Origin of the sequence: Citricoccus parietis, from assembly GCF_042433045.1 — a bacterium.
Classification (GTDB): domain Bacteria; phylum Actinomycetota; class Actinomycetes; order Actinomycetales; family Micrococcaceae; genus Citricoccus; species Citricoccus parietis.
On sequence record NZ_JBHLWH010000042.1, the window covers coordinates 21,201 to 41,771 of the forward strand.

At 68.9% G+C, this 20,571-nt stretch carries 23 protein-coding genes; 14 read left to right on the top strand and 9 right to left on the bottom strand.

Annotated features, from left to right (window positions below; genetic code table 11):
- Positions 1 to 81 precede the first annotated feature (81 nt).
- Positions 82 to 648 carry a MarR family winged helix-turn-helix transcriptional regulator gene (locus ACFFIO_RS14200; protein ID WP_378042782.1) on the bottom strand — a complete coding sequence of 189 codons (567 nt, stop codon included), beginning with the start codon at positions 646 to 648 and terminating at the stop codon, positions 82 to 84.
- Between the two features lie 222 nt (positions 649 to 870).
- Between ACFFIO_RS14200 and ACFFIO_RS14205 the strand changes: the two genes are divergently transcribed.
- From ACFFIO_RS14205 to ACFFIO_RS14225, 5 genes are all read left to right on the top strand, one after another.
- Positions 871 to 1,800: an SDR family NAD(P)-dependent oxidoreductase gene (locus tag ACFFIO_RS14205; protein ID WP_378042784.1), complete on the top strand. Its 930-nt coding sequence runs from the start codon at positions 871 to 873 to the stop codon at positions 1,798 to 1,800.
- A gap of 8 nt (positions 1,801 to 1,808) precedes the next feature.
- Positions 1,809 to 2,759, top strand: coding sequence for an amidohydrolase family protein (locus ACFFIO_RS14210; protein ID WP_378042785.1), 951 nt, complete (start codon positions 1,809 to 1,811; stop codon positions 2,757 to 2,759).
- Positions 2,752 to 3,945: an acyl-CoA dehydrogenase family protein gene (locus tag ACFFIO_RS14215; protein ID WP_378042787.1), complete on the top strand. Its 1,194-nt coding sequence runs from the start codon at positions 2,752 to 2,754 to the stop codon at positions 3,943 to 3,945. The genes ACFFIO_RS14210 and ACFFIO_RS14215 overlap by 8 nt, the downstream gene beginning before the upstream one ends.
- Positions 3,946 to 4,048: 103 nt before the next feature.
- The gene (locus tag ACFFIO_RS14220; RefSeq protein WP_378042789.1) at positions 4,049 to 4,522 is read left to right on the top strand and encodes a MaoC family dehydratase; all 474 of its coding nucleotides are present in this window, start codon (positions 4,049 to 4,051) and stop codon (positions 4,520 to 4,522) included.
- A gap of 63 nt (positions 4,523 to 4,585) precedes the next feature.
- Positions 4,586 to 5,593 carry an ABC transporter substrate-binding protein gene (locus ACFFIO_RS14225; protein ID WP_378042791.1) on the top strand — a complete coding sequence of 336 codons (1,008 nt, stop codon included), beginning with the start codon at positions 4,586 to 4,588 and terminating at the stop codon, positions 5,591 to 5,593.
- 105 nt (positions 5,594 to 5,698) lie between these two features.
- Here the strand turns inward: ACFFIO_RS14225 and ACFFIO_RS14230 are convergent, their stop codons facing one another.
- The gene (locus ACFFIO_RS14230; protein WP_378042793.1) at positions 5,699 to 6,145 is read right to left on the bottom strand and encodes a MarR family winged helix-turn-helix transcriptional regulator; all 447 of its coding nucleotides are present in this window, start codon (positions 6,143 to 6,145) and stop codon (positions 5,699 to 5,701) included.
- Positions 6,146 to 6,316: 171 nt separating this feature from the next.
- Here ACFFIO_RS14230 and ACFFIO_RS14235 point away from each other — a divergent pair, with 171 nt between their 5' ends.
- The 3 genes from ACFFIO_RS14235 to ACFFIO_RS14245 all read left to right on the top strand — a co-directional run bounded on the left by ACFFIO_RS14235 (position 6,317) and on the right by ACFFIO_RS14245 (position 10,632).
- On the top strand, positions 6,317 to 7,318 hold the full coding sequence (locus ACFFIO_RS14235) for an ABC transporter substrate-binding protein (RefSeq protein WP_378042794.1): 1,002 nt from the start codon (positions 6,317 to 6,319) through the stop codon (positions 7,316 to 7,318).
- A 202-nt stretch (positions 7,319 to 7,520) separates the two neighbouring features.
- Positions 7,521 to 9,077 carry an acyl-CoA synthetase gene (locus ACFFIO_RS14240; RefSeq protein WP_378042795.1) on the top strand — a complete coding sequence of 519 codons (1,557 nt, stop codon included), beginning with the start codon at positions 7,521 to 7,523 and terminating at the stop codon, positions 9,075 to 9,077.
- 172 nt (positions 9,078 to 9,249) lie between these two features.
- Positions 9,250 to 10,632, top strand: a complete 1,383-nt coding sequence (locus ACFFIO_RS14245; RefSeq protein ID WP_378042797.1) for an aminomethyl transferase family protein — start codon at positions 9,250 to 9,252, stop codon at positions 10,630 to 10,632.
- 110 nt (positions 10,633 to 10,742) lie between these two features.
- Here the strand turns inward: ACFFIO_RS14245 and ACFFIO_RS14250 are convergent, their stop codons facing one another.
- The 4 genes from ACFFIO_RS14250 to ACFFIO_RS14265 all read right to left on the bottom strand — a co-directional run bounded on the left by ACFFIO_RS14250 (position 10,743) and on the right by ACFFIO_RS14265 (position 14,134).
- A complete protein-coding gene (locus ACFFIO_RS14250; RefSeq protein WP_378042798.1) occupies positions 10,743 to 11,369 on the bottom strand; it encodes a PadR family transcriptional regulator in 627 nt (208 codons plus the stop codon).
- Between the two features lie 175 nt (positions 11,370 to 11,544).
- Complete coding sequence (locus tag ACFFIO_RS14255; protein WP_378042800.1) at positions 11,545 to 12,759, bottom strand: aminotransferase-like domain-containing protein; 1,215 nt, start codon at positions 12,757 to 12,759, stop codon at positions 11,545 to 11,547.
- A gap of 119 nt (positions 12,760 to 12,878) precedes the next feature.
- Entirely contained in the window at positions 12,879 to 13,619 is a 741-nt protein-coding gene (locus tag ACFFIO_RS14260; RefSeq protein ID WP_378042802.1) for a hypothetical protein, read from the bottom strand.
- 20 nt (positions 13,620 to 13,639) lie between these two features.
- Positions 13,640 to 14,134 carry a helix-turn-helix domain-containing protein gene (locus ACFFIO_RS14265; RefSeq protein ID WP_378042804.1) on the bottom strand — a complete coding sequence of 165 codons (495 nt, stop codon included), beginning with the start codon at positions 14,132 to 14,134 and terminating at the stop codon, positions 13,640 to 13,642.
- Between the two features lie 58 nt (positions 14,135 to 14,192).
- Here ACFFIO_RS14265 and ACFFIO_RS14270 point away from each other — a divergent pair, with 58 nt between their 5' ends.
- The 3 genes from ACFFIO_RS14270 (at position 14,193) to pdxT (ending at position 16,852) form a co-directional block, all read left to right on the top strand.
- On the top strand, positions 14,193 to 15,038 hold the full coding sequence (locus tag ACFFIO_RS14270; protein WP_378042806.1) for an HpcH/HpaI aldolase/citrate lyase family protein: 846 nt from the start codon (positions 14,193 to 14,195) through the stop codon (positions 15,036 to 15,038).
- 139 nt (positions 15,039 to 15,177) lie between these two features.
- On the top strand, positions 15,178 to 16,170 hold the full coding sequence (pdxS, locus tag ACFFIO_RS14275; RefSeq protein WP_378042808.1) for a pyridoxal 5'-phosphate synthase lyase subunit PdxS: 993 nt from the start codon (positions 15,178 to 15,180) through the stop codon (positions 16,168 to 16,170).
- Between the two features lie 46 nt (positions 16,171 to 16,216).
- Positions 16,217 to 16,852 carry a pyridoxal 5'-phosphate synthase glutaminase subunit PdxT gene (pdxT, locus tag ACFFIO_RS14280; RefSeq protein ID WP_378042809.1) on the top strand — a complete coding sequence of 212 codons (636 nt, stop codon included), beginning with the start codon at positions 16,217 to 16,219 and terminating at the stop codon, positions 16,850 to 16,852.
- Between the two features lie 32 nt (positions 16,853 to 16,884).
- Here pdxT and ACFFIO_RS14285 read toward each other — a convergent pair whose 3' ends face one another.
- Entirely contained in the window at positions 16,885 to 17,592 is a 708-nt protein-coding gene (locus ACFFIO_RS14285) for a GerMN domain-containing protein (protein WP_378042811.1), read from the bottom strand.
- A 40-nt stretch (positions 17,593 to 17,632) separates the two neighbouring features.
- Here ACFFIO_RS14285 and ACFFIO_RS14290 point away from each other — a divergent pair, with 40 nt between their 5' ends.
- A complete protein-coding gene (locus ACFFIO_RS14290) occupies positions 17,633 to 18,178 on the top strand; it encodes a DedA family protein (protein ID WP_378042813.1) in 546 nt (181 codons plus the stop codon).
- Here ACFFIO_RS14290 and ald read toward each other — a convergent pair.
- Positions 18,145 to 19,284, bottom strand: coding sequence for an alanine dehydrogenase (gene ald, locus ACFFIO_RS14295; protein ID WP_378042815.1), 1,140 nt, complete (start codon positions 19,282 to 19,284; stop codon positions 18,145 to 18,147). The genes ACFFIO_RS14290 and ald overlap by 34 nt on opposite strands.
- A 63-nt stretch (positions 19,285 to 19,347) precedes the next feature.
- On the opposite strand from ald, the gene ACFFIO_RS14300 reads away from it, so the two are divergent.
- Together ACFFIO_RS14300 and ACFFIO_RS14305 are read left to right on the top strand one after the other, a co-directional pair.
- A complete protein-coding gene (locus tag ACFFIO_RS14300) occupies positions 19,348 to 19,848 on the top strand; it encodes a DUF456 domain-containing protein (protein WP_378042817.1) in 501 nt (166 codons plus the stop codon).
- Positions 19,849 to 19,905: 57 nt separating this feature from the next.
- Positions 19,906 to 20,274: a VOC family protein gene (locus ACFFIO_RS14305; protein WP_378042818.1), complete on the top strand. Its 369-nt coding sequence runs from the start codon at positions 19,906 to 19,908 to the stop codon at positions 20,272 to 20,274.
- A 144-nt stretch (positions 20,275 to 20,418) separates the two neighbouring features.
- On the opposite strand, the gene ACFFIO_RS14310 is transcribed toward ACFFIO_RS14305, so the two are convergent.
- The gene (locus tag ACFFIO_RS14310) at positions 20,419 to 20,550 is read right to left on the bottom strand and encodes a putative transporter small subunit (RefSeq protein WP_366217944.1); all 132 of its coding nucleotides are present in this window, start codon (positions 20,548 to 20,550) and stop codon (positions 20,419 to 20,421) included.
- Positions 20,551 to 20,571 lie beyond the last annotated feature (21 nt).

Below are 20,571 nucleotides of genomic sequence, written 5' to 3' on the forward strand. Positions count from 1 at the left end.
ACCGGGTGTGCAGCCGACGTCGTGAGGTGGGGAAAAGGGGTGGGGCGGTGGCTCTGCGGGGCTGGTGGCCCGGCCGGATTGCTAGAAGGCGATCTTGAGCAACAGGGAGCGCAACTGCTTGCGCTCGCGAGGGGACAGGGTGGAGAGGGTGTAGTCCTCCGAGTCCTCAAGGATCTGCAGGGCCCGGGCGTGGAGGTCGCGGCCGGCATCCGTGGCGACGATGATCTTGGAGCGGCGGTCCCGGGGATCGGTCTCCCGCAGGACGGCGCCGCGCTGCTCCAGGTTGTCCACGAGGGCGACGATCTGGCTGGGGTCCAGGGCCAGGAACTCGCCCATCTCACGCTGGGACGGGTTCTGCCCACTGGCGGCGAGGGACAGGACGGAGAACTGGCGGACCTTCAGGTCCAGCCCCTCCAGCTGGTGATTGGCGTGGCTGATGCCGCGGCCGCGGGCGCGCGAGGTCAGGAAGTGGATCTGCTCGGCCACCTTGGAGCACAGGAAGCGCTCGATCCCGTCCGTCACTTCGCCAACAGTGTCACCAGCGCCAAGGCCGCCCTCTGGCGTCGACGCAGTGGGGGCGGCGGTTGCGGCGGCGGCGCTAGCCGTAGCGGCAGAGCCGTGGGGGGCCTTGTCAGTGGAAGTAGACATGCGTTTCTCGCAACCGTTCGTCACATCGTTGATTTGTTCAAGTGTAGCGGCGCAACCCCGGTGGCGGCCGGATCCAGAGTGCTGCTAGTGAATGTACATCATTGACTTTCTCAACGGTATGGGCTGTCATGGTCTCCAGAAGCGCCGACGGGCGCTTGCACCGAAGTACTCGAGCATCGTTCCGATCCGCCGATCTGAACCCCCACCACGCAAGGAGAACCCATGTCCCTGAACGGCAAGGTAGCCATCGTCACCGGATCCGGAGCAGGCCTCGGCCTCGCCTACGCGCAGGAACTGGCTCGCCAGGGCGCGTCGGTGATCATCAATGACGTGAACCAGGAGATCGCCGACTCCGCCGTCGCCTCGATCACCGAGGCCGGGGGCAAGGCTGCAGCTGTGGTGGCCCCCGTCGGCTCCTCCGAGACCGCCGATCTGCTGGTCAAGACCGCCGTGGACACCTTCGGGGGCCTGGACATCCTGGTCACCAACGCCGGCATCCTGCGGGACAAGTCCCTGCTGAAGATGACCGACGAGGATTTCGACCTGGTCATCAACGTGCACGTCAAGGGCACCTTCACGTGTGTTCGCTCCGCCTACGCCTACTTCAAGGAGAACGGCGTCGCCGGCCGCATCGTCGCGATCGGCTCCCCGACCGGCCAGCGCGGCAACTTCGGACAGACCAACTACGCCGCCGCCAAGGCCGGGATCGTGGGCATGGTCCGCACCTGGGCGATGGAGATGAAGAAGGCCGGCGTCTCCGTGAACGCCGTCATCCCGGTGGCCGCCACCGCCATGACCAAGACCATGCCGTTCTTCAAGGCGGCCGTCGAGGCGGACGAGCGCGGCGAGGCCATGCCGGAGTTCTTCCGCAAGGAGCTCGGCTTCGGGCCGGCCCAGGACGTGGCCGGCGTCATCGCCTTCCTGTCCTCGGAGGAGGCAGCCGGCATCACCGGCCAGGCCATCGGCGTCGGCGGCGACCGCCTGCAGGTCTGGTCCCACCCGGAGCCCGTGGCCACCGAGTTCCACGAGGGCGGCTGGGACTACGGGACCATGCTCGCCGAGGGCAAGGCGCTCATCGAGGCCCACCTGCAGTCCGTGGGCGAGAAGATGCCGGACCTGCCGGCCGAGCTGCAGCCCGAGACCGCGAAGTGAGCGCCGGCATGAGCGCCAACACCGGGAGCGACGGGACGTCCGTTCGCTACGAGTGCCGGGTGGATGTCGGGGCGGTGACCGCCATCGACATGCACGTGCACCTGGAAGTGGACGATTGCGGCCACGTGTCCATGCCCGAGGACATCATGGAAGCCTCCTCGAAGTACTTCAAGGCCGAGGAGCGCACCCCGTCGATCGACCGGATCGGTGAGATCTACCGCGAGCAGAAGATGGCCGCGGTGGTCTTCACCGTGGATGCCAGCACCCAGATGGGCCACGCGCCGAACTCCATCGACGACCTGGTGGCCGGCTGCGCCCGGAACAATGACGTGCTTATCCCGTTCGGTTCCGTGGACCCCCGAAAGGGTCCGGCGGCGCTGGTCGAGGCCCGCCGCCAGGCCGACGTGCTGGGGGTGCGCGGCTTCAAATTCCACCCCTCCGTCCAGGGCTTCGACCCCTCGGACGAGCAGTTCCGCCCCCTGTGGGCCGAGCTCGAGCAGATCGGGCTGCCGTGCATCTTCCACACCGGCCAGAACGGCATGGGCGCCGGACTCCCGGGAGGCCGCGGCATCAAGCTGAAGTACTCGAACCCGCTGCTGCTGGACGAGGTGGCGGCGGACCACCCGAACCTGCCGATCATCATGGCCCACCCCTCGGTGCCGTGGCAGGACGAGGCCAACTCGATCGCCACCCACAAGGCGAACGTGTACATCGACCTCTCCGGCTGGTCGCCGAAGTACTTCCCGGAGTCACTCGTGCGCCAGTCCAACAACGTGCTGTCCCGCAAGGTGCTGTTCGGCACCGACTTCCCGCTCATCACGGCGGAGAAGTGGATGCGGGCCTTCGCGGATCTGCCCCTGAAGGACGAGGTCCGGCCGCTGATCCTCAAGGACAACGCCGTTCGGCTGCTCGGTCTGGGCTCCGCCGCAGACTCCACCGCAGGGGCCCAGGATGCGTGAACCCGTGACCGGGACGGTGACCCCGTCTGACCTGTATGGCTTCGCCGAGCGCCTCACCGAGGCGGAGCGGTCCGTACTGTCAGAGTTGGTCACCGTCCTGGACGAGCAGGTCAAGCCGCACCTCAACGAGCACTGGGACGCGGCGACGTTCCCGGACGAGATCCGCCAGCCGCTGAGGGACCTGAAGCTGATGGACCCGCCGGCACTGAAGGCCGTCGGCGAGCCCATCAGGGACATCCTCACGGGCTTCCGGAACTTCGAGCTCGCGCGGACCGACCTGAACGTCTGCACCTACTTCAACGCGCAAGCCGGGCTGTTCCGCACCGCGGTGCGCCTGGGCGGCTCCGCGGAGCAGGTGGCGCAGCTGGATCCGAAGATCGTGGACTACTCCCTGACCGGAGTCTTCGCCCTCACCGAGCCGGACCACGGCTCGGACGTGGCCGGCGGGCTGGCCACATCGGCGAGGCGCCAGCAGGACGGGTCCTGGCTGATCAACGGCGCCAAGCGCTGGATCGGCGGGGCCTTCGAGTCGGACGTCATGGCCACCTTCGCCCGGGACGAGGCGGACGGTGAGGTCAAGTGCTTCCTCGTCCCGCGTGAGGCAGAGGGCGTGACGCTGGAGCTGATCCGGAACAAGGCCAGCCTGCGCATCATGCAGAACGCGCACATCACCTACACAGACGTGCGGGTGGAGGAGACGGACCGGCTCCAGGGGATCAACTCCTTCAAGGACGTCAGCCGATGCCTGCGCAGCATGCGCTCGGATGTGGCGTGGATGGCCACCGGCGCCCAGGCCGGCGCCTTCGAGGCCGCCCTGCGCTACGTCCGCTCGCGGGAGCAGTTCGGCCGGCCGATCGCCGGGTTCCAGCTGATCCAGGAGAAGCTGGCGACGATGCTCGGCAACCTCACCGCCTCCCTCGGCATGGTGGTGCAGTTGACCGAGCAGCAGGCTGCAGGCACCTACCGGGACGAGAACTCGGCGCTGGCGAAGATGTTCACCGCCCTGCGGCTGCGGGAGACCGTGGCCCTGGCCCGCGAGGTCTGCGGCGGCAACGGCATCACCCTGGACACCGACGTCGCCCGTTTCCATGCGGATGCGGAGGCCGTCTACTCCTACGAGGGCACTCACGAGGTCAACGCCCTGATCGTCGGGCGCGCCGTCACCGGCGTCGGGGCCTTCGTCTAGCCGCACTGGCCGGAGTACACGTCACGAATCCATCACCGATGAGCCGAGACCATTGCACTTTCCAACTATTGTGATGTAGAACACAGTTCAAAGGAGAAACACCATGAGCGAAACCACCACCGCCAAGACCGTCGTCCCCTTCGACGAGGTCAAGAACCTCGCCGGGGCGGACCTGGGTGTCACCGAGTGGCGCGAGGTCACCCAGCAGATGGTCGACACCTTCGCCGATGCCACCGATGACCATCAGTGGATCCACACCGACCCCGAGCGCGCCAAGGACGGCCCCTTCGGTGCCCCGATCGCGCACGGTTTCCTCACCCTGTCCCTGATCATCCCGTTCTGGTCCGAGCTGTTCGACGTCTCCGGCGTCAAGACCAAGGTCAACTACGGCCTCGACAAGGTCCGCTTCACCTCTCCGGTGAAGGTCGGTTCCCGCATCCGCATGCAGATCACCGTCAAGGAGGTCTCCGAGGTCAAGGGCAACGGCCTGCACCTGGTGGCTGACGGCACCATCGAGATCGAAGGCCAGGAGCGCCCCGCGGTCGTCGCGACGTTCCTGTCCCGCTTCTACGCCTGAGGCACCCGCGCTCAGGCTCTCGCAGCCCGGCACCCCCGCCGGGCACGAACCCAGGAGTAATCCATGAACAAGAAGTTCGCATCCCTCATGGCCACCGCCGCCGTGGCGGGCCTGGCCCTCACCGGCTGTGGTTCGGGCTCGCCGACCGGTGAGGGTGGCGGTTCGACGTCGGCCGGTGCCTCCGAGGGCGGCGCTGCCTCCGGAGAGCTCACCCCGGTGACGGTCGGCGTGCTACCGATCGCCCCCTCGGTGGGTGTCCAGTACGGCATCGAGAACGGCATCTTCGAGGAGCACGGCTTCGAGGTCGAGCTCTCGACCCAGAACGCCGGTGCTGCCATGTTGCCCGCCGTCTCCAACCAGCAGATCACCTTCGGCGTGGGCAACCCGCTGTCCGTGATGACCGCTGTGGACCAGGGCCTGGACATGCGTATCGCCGCCGGGTACTCCAACTCGCTGGCCGAGGGCGATGACATCGCCGGGGTGGTCACGCGGGCTGACAGCGGCATCGAGGACTATGCGGACCTCGAGGGCAAGGTCACCTCCGTCAACGCCCTGCGGACCTTGGGGGACCTGACCATCATGAACGACGCCGAGGAGGCCGGGGCAGACCCGGAGGCCCTGGAGTTCAACGAGATGCCGTTCCCGGACATGCCGGCCCAGTTGGAACAGGGCAATGTGGACGCCATCTGGGTGCCGGAGCCGTTCCTGACCAGTGTGCTCGCCGATGATGCCAACTCACTCGTCGGCTACTCCTTCCAGGACGCCATCCCCGGCATGCCCACCATGGTGACCTTCACCTCGGGGGACTATGCCGAGGAGAACCCGGAGATCGTGGCGGACTTCGCGGCCGCGATGACCGAGGCCCTGGCCGCCTCTGAGGAGGACCCGGAGGGCACCCGTGCCCTGCTGCCGGAGTTCATCGATCTGCCGGAAGAGGTTGCCCAGAATCTCAAGATGGAGGAGCTCAGCGGAGAGATCCGCACCGATCAGCTCAACAAGACGGCCGAGCTGGCCGTGAAGTACGGCTTCATCGGTGAGGCTCCGGATCCCGCGAAGCTGTTCATCCAGTAGCACCTGTGGCGGGTCCGACGCCGGCCCCTCGCCTTCACGGCGCAGCGCCCCGGACCGTGTGGTCCGGGGCGCTGTGCTGTGCTGTGAGGTCTGGCCGGGTCCGCCTCAGGCGGAGTGCTCGGCGAGGACGCGTTCCAGTAGCCCCATCAACTGCTCGCACTCGGTCTCGGTCAGCGGCGTGAAGAGCCGGCGGTTGACCTCGAGGGCCGGCCCGTACAGCTCCTGAAGCAGGTCGTGTCCGGCGTCGGTCAGGGTGGCCACGCGGCGGCGGCCGTCCCGGGCATCGCGGTGCACGCTGACCAGTCCGCGGGAGGCCATGCGGCTGACGAGCTCGGTCAGGGAGGCCTTGTCCACGGCGAGCTGGGCGGCGATCTCGGTCTGGCTGAGACCGGACTCCGAACGGGCGAGACAGAGCAGGAGACCGAACTGGATGCTCGTGTTCTCCGTGGAGACGTGCTCGGTCCAGAGCTGGCCGTGCAGGCTCAGCAGGCGGCGCACGGCGAGGCTGCGGAACACCTGGGGAGGGGCCAGTTCGGTCTCGGTTCCGTTCATCGTCGAGCCTCCTGGCACGCCACGATCTGGGTGACGAACAATATTGTTGACAAAATCATGAAAATCTCTTGTCTGCCGGGATCACGGCTGACTAGGCTGTGTCTCACATTACAGGCATCCGTCCACCCCCGGCCGGTGCCATCTCGCACTTTGCCCTCCAGGAGCACCATCATGATGAGGAAACTTCGCGTGGCTGCCGTCAGCGCCGCCGCCCTGCTGGCCCTGACCGCCTGCGGTTCGGGTTCGCCCACCGAGGGTGGCACCACCACCGCCCCCGCCGAGGGATCCGAGCCGGCCGCCTCCGGCGAGCTGACCCCCATCGAGGTCGGGGTCATCCCGATCGTCGATGTCGCCCCGATCTACCTGGGCGTGGAGGAGGGAATCTTCGAGAAGCACGGCTTGGATGTCACGCTGACCCTGGCCCAGGGTGGTGCGGCGATCGTGCCGGCGGTGCAGTCGGGGCAGATGGACTTCGGATTCTCCAATGTCACCTCCCTGATCATCGGGCGCGACGCCGGCCTGCCGCTGAAGGTCGTGGCCACCGGCCCGCAGACCACCGGTGACGGTGAGGACGACTTCGCCCACGTCATGGTCCCGGCGGACTCCGATGCGACCAGCCTGGCCGATCTCGAGGGCAAGCGGATCGCCGTGAACACCCTGAACAACATCAACGATTCCGTGATCTCCGAGGGCATGAAACAGGAGGGTGGGGACCCGGAGTCCATCGAGTATGTCGAGATGGCCTTCCCGGACATGGTCGCCCAGCTGGAGGCCGGCAACGTGGACGCCATCGGCGCCGTGGAGCCGTTCGTGACCCTGGCTGAGGCCGCCGGCGCCCAGCGCGTCTACGGCCAGTACGCCGAGCCCGTGCCGGATCTCTCGATCGCCGCCTACTTCACCACGGACCAGAAGATCGAGCAGGACCCGGAGCTGGTGGACGCGTTCACCGCCGCGATGAAGGAGTCCCAGCAGTTCGCCACGGACAACCCGGACCTGGCAAAGGCCGTGCTGCCGAGCTATACCTCGCTCGAGCAGGATGTGATCGACGAACTGACGATGCCGCGCTTCCCCCAGGAGCATGACATCGCCTCCCTCGAGAAGATCGCCGAACTGTCCCTGGACTCCGGCCTGATCGACGCCATCCCGGCGACCGAGGACCTGATCGTCCAGTAGCCCGGCGCCCTTCGCGCCGTTGTACGACGCTGGCCCCGTACCGTTCTCCGGACGGGGCCGGCGTCGTTCGCCGTGACGCGAGGCACGGTGTCACATGTTGTCGACAATCGTTGAATTACTCAACGAAAAGGCGCACAATGAGGGTGAGTGTGGTCCGCCGCACAACAGCTGTACGCCATACCGCCGCGAGGAGTAGGAACGCATGATCAACCGTGGAATCGGAGACTGGATCCACCGCCGCCGCATCAAGTCGGCCGGGAACGTCGCCGTCATCAGCGCCGCCGGCGAACTGACGTATGACGACTGGGCCGTCCGCATCGACCGCCTGGCCGACGCGCTCTCGCGGCGCGGCGTGCGGCAGGGCGATCGCGTGGCCTACCTCGGCGAGAACCACCCCTCGTTCCTCGAGTCGCTGTTCGCCGTCGGCTCCCTCGGTGCGGTGTTCGTGCCCCTCAACACCCGCCTGGCGCCTCCGGAGATCACCTTCGCCCTCAATGACTCGGGCTCCACCGTGCTCCTGGCCTCGGCGACCATGGAGCCGCTGGCGGTCGCGGGAAGCCGGGGGACCGGCGTCGGGCTCCTGGCCCTGGTGCAGGACGGCACCCCGGTACCGGCCGAGCGCCGGGACGGCGACCTGGAGGCGGTCGACTACGAGCAGCTGCTGGCCGGCGGCGAACCCGTCCGAGCGGACGTGGCCGTGGGTCTCGACGACCTGGCGATCATCCTCTACACCTCCGGCACGACCGGCAAGCCCAAGGGCGCCATGCTCACCCACGGCAACCTGACGTGGAACTCCTTCAACGTCATCACGGACATGGACATCATGTCCGACTCGGTGTCCCTGATGATCGCGCCGATGTTCCACGTGGCCTCGCTGGGCATGGGCGCGCTGCCGACCCTGCTCAAGGGTGGCACCCTGGTCCTGGAGCCGCGGTTCGAGCCCGGCCGTGTCCTCGAGCTGATCGAGAAGCACCGGGCCACCTTCATCTCGGGGGTGCCGACCACGTACCAGCTGCTGGCCGAACACCCGGACTGGGAGTCGGCGGACATCTCCTCGCTGGGCAACCTGACCTGTGGCGGTTCCGCCGTGCCGCTGCGCGTGCTGGAGGCCTACGAGAAGAAGGGGCTGTCCTTCACCAACGGCTACGGGATGACCGAGACGTCCCCGGGGGCCACCACCCTGCCGGCACGGTACTCCCGGCCCAAGCAGGGTTCCTCCGGGCTGCAGCAATTCCACACCTTCGTGCGGATCGTGGACCCCATGGGTCAGGTCTGCCCTCCCGGCGAGGTCGGCGAGATCCAGGTTCAGGGTCCCAATGTCATCAAGGCCTATTGGAACCGTGAGGACGCCACGGCGGACTCCTTCGTGGAAGCCGAGGACGGCAGCTGGCTGAAGACCGGGGACATGGGCTACCGGGATGAGGAGGGGTTCGTATTCATCTCCGACCGCCTCAAGGACATGATCATCTCCGGCGGCGAGAACATCTATCCCGCCCAGGTGGAGCAGGAGATCTCCCAGTTGGAGGCGGTGGCGGCGGCGGCCGTGATCGGCGTCCCGGACGAGAAGTGGGGCGAGGTGCCCAAGGCCGTGATCGTGGTCCGTGAGGGGCACGAGCTGACCGAGGAGCAGGTCATCGGGCACCTCAACGGCAGGCTGGCCCGCTACAAGATCCCCAAGTCCGTGGTGTTCACCGAGGAGATGCCCCGCACCGCCTCCGGCAAGATCCGCAAGCCTGACCTGCGCCGGCAGTTCGGCTGACCACCCGCGGCCCCGAGCCGGTAACCTGCCGGCGCCGGGGCGCTTCTCCTTTCAAGGGGAACACCGGTTTCGCTGGCCGGCCGTCGTGGCTAGGTTGGACGCACCGGCCTCGTGGAACCCCTGACGACTGTCTGTGGGATCGAGGCCCGTCCCCATCGGGAGGATCATCACGATGTCACAGACCGAAGCCACCGAATCACTCGCCCAGGCCATCGAACGGACCGGAAGCCCCCTCGAGTTCCTGCGCAACCAGGATTGGCCGTCCATCACGTTCCCCATCACCCCGGAGTTCACCAATTGGCGCGACGAACAACGGGCCTGGCGGACCACCGTGGCGCTGATGGACCAGTCCCACCACATGACCCAGCTGTTCCTGGGCGGGGCCGATCTCCTGCCGCTGCTGGCGTCCATCTCCCCGAACACGTTCGCCACCTTCCGGCCGGGGGTGGCCAAACAGCTGATCTCCGTCAACCAGGACGGGTACCTGATCGGGGACGGCATCCTGTTCTACCACTCTGAGGGGCACGAGGGCCTGGTGCTCGTGGGGCACCACATCCTGATCGACTGGGTGCGGTTCACCGTGGAGAAGGCGCAGGCCGCCGGCCGGGACGTGCACCACCGGCTGGACCCGAACTCGAACATGCGCTCCGGCCCGCCCACCCTCTACCGCTATGAACTCCAGGGTCCGGAGGCGGACCGGGTCATGGAGAAGGTGTTCGGTGGCCCCGTGCCGGAGGTGAAGTTCTTCCACATCGCCGAGGTGCAGATCGCCGGCCGCACGGTGAAGGCCCTGCGCCACGGGATGGCCGGCCAGCCCGGCTTCGAGTTCTACGGGCCCTGGGAGGACCATGAGGCCGTCCACGCGGCGTTGGTGGAGGCCGGTCAGGAGTTCGGTCTCCGCCTGGTCGGAGCCAAGGCCTATTCGAGCTCGCCCCTGGAGTCCGGCTGGATCCCCACACCGTTCCCCGCGATCTTCAGTGACGACTTCGCCGAATACCGGCAGTGGCTGCCCGCGGCTCGGGCTGGCTCGATCGGCGGCTCTCTCCACTCCGGGAATGTGGAGGACTACTACGCCACGCCCTATGACTTCGGGCTGGGCCGCTCGGTGCGGTTCGACCACGACTTCCATGGCCGCGAGGCCCTGGAGCGGCATGCCGAGAACCAGACCCGGCGCAAGGTCACGCTGCTGTGGAACGCGGATGACGTGGCCGGCGTCGTGAGGTCCCAGCTGGAGGAGGGGACCCCGGCCAAGTACCTGGACTTCCCGAAGGCACGGTACGGCTTCTACCAGATGGACGAGGTGGTGCGGGGCTCGCAGCGGGTGGGCATCTCCACGGACGCCGGCTACGTGGCCTTCCCCCAGCTGTACATGTCCCTGGCCACCCTGGACGCGACCATCGCGGACGGCGAGGAGGTCGAGGTCGTCTGGGGCGAGGATCCGGTCTCCCGCAAGCCCCAGGTGGACCAGGGCCACCGGCAGGTGCGGATCCGCGCCACCGTGGCCCCGGCCCCCTATCAGGAGTACGCGCGGACCCGGTACCGGGACAACGGCTGAGGAGCATCCCGGTGCCGGCCTGCCGCTGCCACCACGAGAGGACATTGCCCCCGGGGGTGCCAGTGGGGCAATGTCCTCTCGTGGTGGACAACCAGTTCAGGGTGCGGTGACTAGGCGTCTTGGGTGCTCAGGGCGCCCAGTTCGTCCTGAGCATCCAGGTCGTCCAACTCGTCCAGGAGCTTCAGTCCACGCTCGGCCCAGGCGATCTCCACGTCCGCGCGGTCCACGAGGCCCTCGTAGGTGAACCTCTTGAAGGCGGTGGTGCGGCGGTGCTGGGAGGCGGGGACGATCTCGAGCCGGCGGTTCAGGGTCTCCGAGGTGCCGGCGATGACCTCGTCGATCTGCTGCTGCCATTGACCGCGGAGTTGCAGGATGTGCTCCCGGTAGGCCGTCAACTGGTCGCGGGCGCGGTCCGGGGTGGCGTATTCGAAGTAGGCGGCCCGCAGGTGCATGGGGTCTCGGTCCCGGGTCCACTGCAGGTCTGAGTCCATCCACTCGCCGAAGGCCACGCGGCCCTGCTCGGTGATGGTGTACTCGATCTTCCGTCCCTTGCGGCCCCAGGGGACCTCCTCGGACTCCAGCAGCCCGTCCTGCATCATCCGGCGCAGTTCCGGGTAGATCTGGGAATCGGGGGCGTGCCACACGTTGCCCACGGAGGAGCCGAAGCGCTTGGCCAGGTCATAGCCGGTCATGGGCTCCACGGTGAGCAGGGCCAGCAGCGCATTGCGCAGGGACATGTGGTCATCCTTCCTGCCGGACGCCCGGCTGTGGTCTGCTGCCCCGGGCGAATCGGTGATCCGCACCACTGTAACGGGCCGCGAGTCATATACCTATGTCCATAGGGCTGCGGAGCACCAGGTGACGCCCGCACGTCACACCGGAGGGCAGTCACGGTGCACCGCAGGGCCTGGGTCACGGGTTGCCCGGGAGTGCTCCGTTGAGCACCGGGGCCAGGCGGCGAACGCCCTCGCGCAGCGCCTCCGGTGCCACGAAGGAGAAGGCGAGCCGGAAGTGGGGGTGGGGGCCGGCGTCGGGCGTGAAGGCGCCGCCCGGGACGAACACGACTCCGGCCTCCGCCGCCGCGTGCATCAGGGGGAGTGTGTCCAGCCCGTCCGGCATCCGCGACCAGACGAAGAAGCCGCCGGCCGGCCGGGTCCACGTCACGCGCGGATCCAGGGACTGCTCCATCTCGTCCACCAGGGCGTCGCAGCGGAGGGCGTACTCGGCGGCGCAGCGGGCCACGTGGGCCTGCCAGTCGAAGCGGGTGAGGAACGCCGTGGAGAGCATCTGGCTGAACACCGGCGGGCAGACGAAGGCCGATTCCGCCGAGAGGTAGAACTCGCGCAGCAGCGCCGGCGGCACCAGCGCCCAGCCGATGCGCACGCCGGGGGAGAAGATCTTGGAGACGGTGCCGAGGTAGATGACCTGGTCGCGGTGGGCCGCGGCGATCGGGGCCACGGGGCCGTCCTCGAAGCCGAGCTGTCCGTAGGCGTTGTCTTCCACGATGAGGACGTCCTCCTCGCGGCAGATCCGGGCGACCTCCTCTCGCCGCTCGGCCGGCATGAGCGCCCCGGAGGGGTTCGCGTAGGAGGGGATCGTATAGAGGAAGGCGACCCGCCGCCCGGCTGCGCGCAGCTGCTGCAGGGTGGTGTGCAGCAGCGCGGGGATCAGGCCCTCCTCATCGGTGGGGGTGGAGACGGCGTCCAGTTCCCACGTGTTGAAGGTGTTCAGAGCGCCCACGAACGTGGGGTCCTCCACCACGACGACGTCCCCCGGGTTCCCGAGCATGCGCGCCGCAGTGTCGATGGCCGCTTGGGATCCGGGCGTGATGACCACGTGCTCCGGATCCGCGCCCGCGATCCCGTCCGCAGCCATCACCGAACAGACCGCGTCACGCAACTCCGGGGTGCCCTGGCCGGCGCCGTACTGGAGGCTGAGATGGCCCTGCCGGGCGACGAGTTCATCGGCGATGGTGCCGAGGTCGGCCAAGGGCAGGTCGTCCAGCCAGGGATTGCCCCCGGCCAGGGAGATGACCCCGGGGGTCATGGCGAGGTCGAAGACATCCCGCACCGCCGACTGCTTCACGCCGCGCGCGCGGTCTGAAAGGAATGCTGAAGGGCCGGCCATGGGGCCGAGGCTAACAACGGTGCGAGCCGCGGCGGAAGGGATGGCGGCAGGCCGGAGCAGGACTTCACCATGCTGGGTCAGCTCGGGATCAACCCCGCAACAGTTCGGATCAGTCCAGATCAGCCCTGAGTGCCGTTGAGTTGGCTGGGGTCGCCGATCTCGTCCAGTTCGTCGGTCTCGCCGGTTCCGTCAGTGCCGAACGATCCCTCAGCGGGCGCCGGCTCGTCCGCGGGAGTGGTGAACTCCTCGCCCAACTCCAGCTCGGGCAGGCCGAGGACCTCCTCGATCCGGACGCCGTCCACCAGGATCTCCGCGTTCTCCACCCCGGCCGCCGCTGCGGCAGTGCGGTTGAGCTGGGCCCGGATGCGGAATGACTCGCACTGGCTGCGGGTCACCACGTCCCCGGTCAGCTCCACCGTCACGGTGTCGCCCTCCACGCGGCTGGAGGAGTAGAGCAGTCCGTCCTCGGACGGGTCCAGGGAATTGGTGATGGCCGGGTCGCCGTGGCTGTACTGCTCGTCATCGATCAGGAAGCCGACCGCGGTACCCACCCGGTCCTCGGTCTTGACCGGCACGGACGAGGCGCGGACCAGCAGGTCCTGGCAGGCGACGTCCCGGCCCGTGGTCGCCGGGGGGAAGTCCCCGCTCAGCGCCACGAAGTACAGCGGCAGTTCCGCATAGCCATTCGCGTTCGCCTCGGGGAGAGCTGCGCCGTCCTGGTCGGTCGGTGTCTCATTCGAAGTAGGGAAGATCGAGCACCCGGCGAGCACGACGGCGGCCAAAGCGGCGGTCAATCCCGCGGCGGTCCGGCGCAGGGCCGGGTGGCCGGACGCGTGGTCCGGTCGGCGTCGCGAGGTCATGGAACTCCTGAACGGCAGGGTTAAGGCGGGGAATCCTGACTATCGTACTCCGCCGTACCCGCCTCGCCGCTGCCACGTTGCCGCACCCACGCGAGGACGTCATCGGGGTGGATCCGCCGGTGCGTCCCCCGGTACGTCACCGGGATCTCTCCCCGGTCCGCCAGTTGACGCAGATAGGTGTTGGAGACCCCGGCCAGCCGTGCCGCCTGGGAGGTGTTCAGCCACCGGTCCTGCTCGGACACGGTCACCGCGGCGCCCGAGGCGAGCCGGCCGAGCAGCTCGAGCACCGCCGCGGTGGCCGCCGGCCCGAGCCGCACCGTGGTGCCGTCCAGCACCACGGTTGCGTCCGGCGTCGGGACCGGCCGTCCGGCGGGTGCAGCGGAGCCGGCGCGCGCAGGGGTGCCGGCCGCCGCGGGACCGGGGCTACCGCGGAGGCCGGTCAGGATCTTCCGCTCGGCCTCGTCGAGCGGTCCGACGGTGAAGCTGCGGGTGAGGATCGGGATCTCTTCGGCCATGAGCCCAACCCTAGTCAGGCTTACCCGGGGCGTCGGGCGCGCGGGTAGGCTGGGATCCATGCCCTTGCGTAACCGTCGTGCCGCCGCCCTGCCCGCCAAGTTGAGCCGTTCCTGGCTGCTGGTGAACGCGGCGAAGCCGGAGGATTTCGCTCCGGGGCTCGCCTCCGAGGCGGACTCGGTGCTGTTCGACATGGAGGCCGCGGTCCCGGCCGACCAGAAGGACACCGCGCGCGCCAACGTGGTGGAGGCCCTCAACGGCGGCATGTCCGCGTGGGTCAGGATCAACGGGATCGACACCGATGACTGGCAGCAGGACCTGGATGCCCTGTCCGGCGCCGAAGGGCTGCGCGGCGTGATGCTGGCCCTGGCTGAGGAGCCCGAGCAGGTCACGCTGACCGCCATGCGCCTGCGCGCCGGGACCCCCGTGATCGCCCTGATCGAGACGGCCGTCGGCCTGGACAACGCCACCGCCGTGGCCAAGGCCCCCGGGACGTTCCGCCTGGCCTTCGGCACCAATGACTTCCGCAAGGACACCGGCATCTCGGACGACCCGATGGCCATGGCCTATGCGCGCTCGCGGCTGGTCATCGCCTCCCGCGTGGGCAAGCTGCCCGGCGCGATCGACGGCCCTCCCGGCGCGGCGGACAACAACGCCACGGTGGTCGAGTCCTCCCGCACCACCCAGTCCATGGGCATGACCGGGCGGCTGTGCCTCAACCGCGAGCAGGTCGAATCCATCAACCTGGCCCTGTCCCCGTCCGAGGACGAGGTCACCTGGGCCGTGGACATGCTGCAGGCCCATCAGGCCGGGGCCTCCGTGGGCGATGGCTCCTACCTGCCCCGCCTGGCCCGCGCCCAGAAGATCGCCGACCTGGCCGATTCCTACGGACTCTGGAACGCCTGAGACCTCCAGCCTGGCGTCACGCTTCGTCACCGGCGAACATCGAACACGCCGCACCCGGTCCTGGGGCGGGTAGATTCTCTCCCGAGAGCACCGGTGTGATCCCCTCCACCCCGGCCGGCCGCACCCGCAAAGGAACACCATGAACAACACCCCTGAATCCACTGAGCCCACCGAGTCCTCCATCGGTTCCTACACCTCAGAGCCCTCCACCCCGGCCCCGGGCTCCATCGCCGATTCCGGACAGGGCTCGCCCCGCACCGGCACCGCCCGCGTGAAGCGCGGCCTGGCGGACATGCTCAAGGGCGGCGTGATCATGGACGTGGTCACCGCCGAGCAGGCCAAGATCGCGGAGGACGCCGGCGCCGTGGCCGTCATGGCCCTCGAACGGGTCCCCGCGGACATCCGCGCCCAGGGCGGGGTGGCCCGCATGTCCGATCCGGACCTGATCGACGGGATCATCGAGGCCGTCTCCATCCCGGTCATGGCCAAGGCCCGCATCGGCCACTTCGTGGAGGCCCAGGTCCTGGAGGCGCTCAAGGTCGACTACATCGACGAGTCCGAGGTCCTCTCCCCGGCCGACTACATCAACCACATCGACAAGTGGGACTACACCGTCCCCTTCGTCTGCGGCGCCACCAACCTCGGCGAGGCCCTGCGCCGCATCACCGAGGGCGCGGCCATGATCCGCTCCAAGGGGGAGGCCGGCACCGGGGATGTCTCCGAGGCCGTCAAGCACATCCGCACCATCCGTGGCGAGATCGCGAAGCTGTCCGCGTTGAGCAAGGACGAGCTGTACGTGGCCGCCAAGGAGCTGCAGGCGCCCTACGAGCTGGTGGCCGAGGTCGCCCGCGAGGGCACGCTGCCCGTGGTGCTCTTCACCGCCGGCGGCGTGGCCACGCCCGCCGATGCCGCGCTGATGATGCAGCTCGGCGCGGACGGCGTCTTCGTGGGCTCGGGCATCTTCAAGTCCGGCAACCCCGCGGCACGGGCCGCCGCGATCGTGCGCGCCACGGCCCAGTACAACGACGCCGGCGCGGTCGCCGAGGCCTCCCGCGGTCTCGGTGAGGCGATGGTCGGCATCAACGTCGGCGACCTGCCCGCCCCGCATCGCCTCGCCGACCGCGGTTGGTGACCACTCACCCGACCAGGGGCCGTGCCGTGGGCCGGAGGATGCACCGGTGACCGGTGGGCACAACACAGGGAGCCTCGTCGGGGTCTTCGCCCTCCAGGGGGATGTGGCCGAACACGTGCGGGTGCTGACCGCGCTCGGCGCCCGGGTCCGTCCGGTGCGCTCGGCCGCGGACCTGGCCGGGCTGGACGGCCTGGTCATCCCCGGCGGGGAGTCCTCCGTGATGGACAAGCTCTCCCGGCTGCTCGGCGTGGCCCCGGCCATCCGGCAGGCGATCGGGGAGGGACTGCCCGTCTACGGCACGTGCGCCGGGATGATCATGCTGGCCGAGTCGATCGCCAACCCGATCGCGGGGCAGCAGAGCTTCGGCGGTCTGGACATCACCGTGCAGCGCAATGCCTTCGGCGGGCAGGTGGAGTCCTTCGAGACCGCCCTCGAGGTGCCGGAGGTCTCCGGGGACCCCGTGCACGCCGTCTTCATCAGGGCCCCCGCGGTGCTGCGCGCGGGACCGGACGTGCAGGTGCTGGCGACCGTGCCGGCGTCGCGCTCAGGAAATCCGGAGCGCCCGGCCGGGGATGTCCCCGTGGCCGTCCGGCAGGGCCGCCTGCTGGCCACGAGCTTCCACCCGGAGGTCACCGGCGACTGGTCCTTCCACCGCTACTTCCTGGAACACGTGATCCGCTGACCTGAGCCCACTCCCTCAGCCCCGTCCCGTGCTCAGGAGCCCTTCTGGCTCATGGCCTCCTGGATCGGGGTGCCGTCGAGGAGGATGTCGGCGGTGTCGACGCCGGCATTGGCCAGGGCGGTGTTCTCCAGCTGGGCGATGATGCGCGGATCGTCGCAGGTGCCGGCGGAGATCGGGGTGCCGGTCAGGTCCACGGTCACGGTGTCGCCGGAGATGGAGACCTCCGTGACCTCGAGCTCGGACTGGTAGAGCGAGTTGGTCAGCCCGGAGCCGACCTCGTACTCGGTCTGGTCCAGCAGCACCTGGAGGCCGGCTTCCACGAAGGACGGGTCACCCACGGCTCCGGCGCCCGAGACCGGGGCGGTGGACTCCATCAGGCTGCTGTCTCCACACCCCGGGAACTCGATGCCCTCGAGGTTGTCCATCGCCACCCAGTACACGGTGGCCTCCGTGGCGCCCTGGGCGGTCTCCGAGGCGGACGGTGAAGCGGAGGGCGAACCGGACGGGGCGGAACTGGCCGAGGGGGACCCGGTGGCAGAATCGCTCGGCGACGCTGACTCCGTGACCGGCATCGACTCAGTGGCCGACGCGCTGGCGCTGGCGGTGTCACTCGGGGCGGCGGTGGGGCTCTCGGGGGCCTCTTCGCCGCCTGGTCCGCAGGCGGTCAGGCCGAGGGACAGCACGGCGGTCAGGGCCGCAGTGGCAAGGATCGGGCGTCGGGCGGTTCGCGTCTGACTCATACCCCTGAGCCTAGACGAGGCTGGCGCCTAGACTTGCCCCATGATGGACTGGATCGCCTCCCTGCCGCTGGTCTGGGCCATCCTCCTGTTCTGGGGCGGCGCCCTGTGCCGCTCCACCGCCACCTACGCCCTCGGCCGGGGGATCGCCGCCGGGGCCGAACACACCGCTCTGCGCCGCTACATGTCCGGCCCGGTCTACCTGCGCGCCATGCGGTTCATCGACCGCTGGGGGCCCTGGGCCATCCCCTTCTGCTTCCTGACCGTCGGCATCCAGACCGCTGTCATCGGCACGGCCGGCGTGACCCGGATGCGGTGGCGCCGGTTCCTTCCCGCCGCCCTGCTCGGATCCCTGATCTGGGGCATCATCTACGGGACCATCGGCATGGCCGTCGTCTGGGCGGTCATCACCACGGCCCTGGCGAGCCCGGTGGCGCTGCTTGCGCTGGTCCTGGTGCTGGCCGGCGTCGTGGTGCTGATCCTGTGGCGCACGGGTGGCCCCGCCCGGTTGCGCGCCTCGCGTGCCCAGCGCAGGGCCCGCCAGACGGCCCAGGTTCAGGCGGACACCACGTCCGACGCCGGCCGGTAGTCCAACTGCGGGTCCAGCCCCAGCGGTCCGGACACGGCGTCGGTGACCCCTTGATGGGTGAGGACGCCCTCGTGGGCGTTCAGCCCGGACAGCAGCCCCTCGTCCGCGGCGAGGGCCTCACGCCAGCCGTGGTCGGCGATCTGCAGGAGGTAGGGCAGCGTGGCGTTGGTGAGGGCCGCCGTCGAGGTCTGGGGGACGGCCCCGGGGATGTTGGCCACGCAGTAGTAGATCTGCTCACCCACCCGGAAGGTCGGTTCCTGGTGGGTGGTGGGCCGGGAGTTCTCGAAGCAGCCGCCCTGGTCGATCGCGATGTCCACGAGTACCGAGCCGGGGCGCATGGACGCCACCATGTCCGCGGTGACCAGCTTGGGGGCGGCCGCACCGGGGATGAGCACCGAGCCGATCACCAGGTCGGCATCCGCCACGGTCTCGGCGATGTGCATCTTCGAGGAGGCCAGCGTGTGCAACCGCCCCTGGTGCGCGGTGTCCAGCTCGGTGAGGCGGTTGAGGTTGATGTCCAGCACCGTCACGTCGGCGCCCATGCCGGCGGCGACCACGGCGGCGGCCTCTCCGGCGACGCCGGCCCCGATCACCGCCACGCGCGCCCGCCGGGTTCCGGGCACGCCGCTCATGAGGATGCCGGAGCCGCCCTGGGCCTGGGTCAGATGGTATGCACCGGCCAGGGGAGCGAGGCGTCCGGCGACCTGGCTCATGGGGGCCAGCAGCGGCAGGGCGGGGCCGCGGGTGACGGTCTCGTAGGCGATGGCCGTGGTGCCGGAGTCGAGCACGGCGTGAGTGAGCTTCGGATCGGCGGCCAGATGCAGGTAGGTGAACAGCGTCTGTCCCCGGCGCATCAGCTGCCATTCCGGGCCCACCGGCTCCTTGACCTTGAGCACCAGGTCGGCCTGGTCCCAGATCTCCTCGGCCGAGGGCACGATGCGGGCTCCGGCCCGCCGGTAGTCCTCGTCCGGGGTGCCCGAGCCGAGGCCAGCCCCCGACTGGACCATGACCTGGTGCTGGTGGTGGACAAGCTCCGTGACGCCGACGGGGGTGAGGCCGACGCGGAACTCGTTGTTCTTGATTTCAGTGGGGACGCCGATGAGCATGATTCGACGTTAGCCTGCTGGGCCCGTTTCGGGGAGGGGCGGTGCCGGCACCATACTGGGCACGTGGACTACGAGATCATCACCACCGTCATCGCCGGGCTGCTGTTGGTCGTGGCCGTGCTCGGCACCATCATCCCGATCCTGCCCGGTTCCGTCCTGACCGTACTCACGCTCATCGGCTGGGCCTGGATCCTCGGCTCGCCCGCCGCCTGGACCGCCGCGATCATCGGTTCGGGTCTGGCCATCGCCGGCCTGAGCGCGTCAGCAGTACTGACCGGCCGGAAGATGAAGCGCGAGCAGATTCCGAGCGGTCCCGTCCTGGTGGGGGTGGTGTGTGCGATCGTGGGAATGTTCGTGATCCCCGTGGTCGGACTTTTCGTCGGCTTCGCCGTGGGCCTGCTGGCTGCGGAGTTCGCCCGGCGCCGGGATCTGAAGGCCGCCGCGCGGTCTTCCTGGGCGGCGCTGAAGTCCATGGGACTCGGCATCCTCGTGGAGTTCGGCTGCGCCTCGCTAGCCGCCTCGTCCTTCGCCATCGGCACCCTGGTGCACTTCCTCAACCGCTGACCCACCGGGCGATGCCCGGCCATGGCGATCGGCCGGCGTCGGGCCTAGCCTTGCTCCATGGGAGTGATCGGTGGTTTCCCCATCCTCGCCACGGCCGACCTGCCGCGGTTGGAGGCTTTCTACCGGAGTGCGCTCGGCGCCGATCGCACCTTCGCGTTCCCGGATGGGCGTGGCGCGGAAGACTACGTCTCGCTTGACTTCGACGGGTCGAAGCTCGGCATCGGCCGGGTGGACGTGGTTCCCCCGGAGGCGGGCTCCATCTCGCTCTGGTTCTATGTGGATGACCTGGACGACGCCTACCGCAGGGTGCTGGCGGCCGGGGGTTCCTCCGTGGCACCTCCCCGGCCCACCCCCTGGGGGGAGCGTGTGGCCGAGGTGCGTGACCCGGACGGGTTCCTGCTGTACCTCGCCACCCCGCCGGACTGAACCGGCGCACCGGCCGGAGGGAACGGGCCGGAATGCACGACGGCGGCACGTCACCTTCCGCAGGTGACGCGCCGCCGTCGTTCATTCGCTTTCAGGGCGGAGATCACTGGTGATGTCCGCCCGCAAAGCGCTGGGGTGGGCCGGTCAGATGATCGGGCGGCCCGCCTTCTTGGACTCCGAGACGTCGCGGAAGAAGCCGCGCGCGATGAAGAACAGGACGAAGGCCACGATCACGGGCCACATCAGTACGTACACAGTCAGCAGAACTGTTGTCATGGTGGTTCCTTTCTGGTTCGT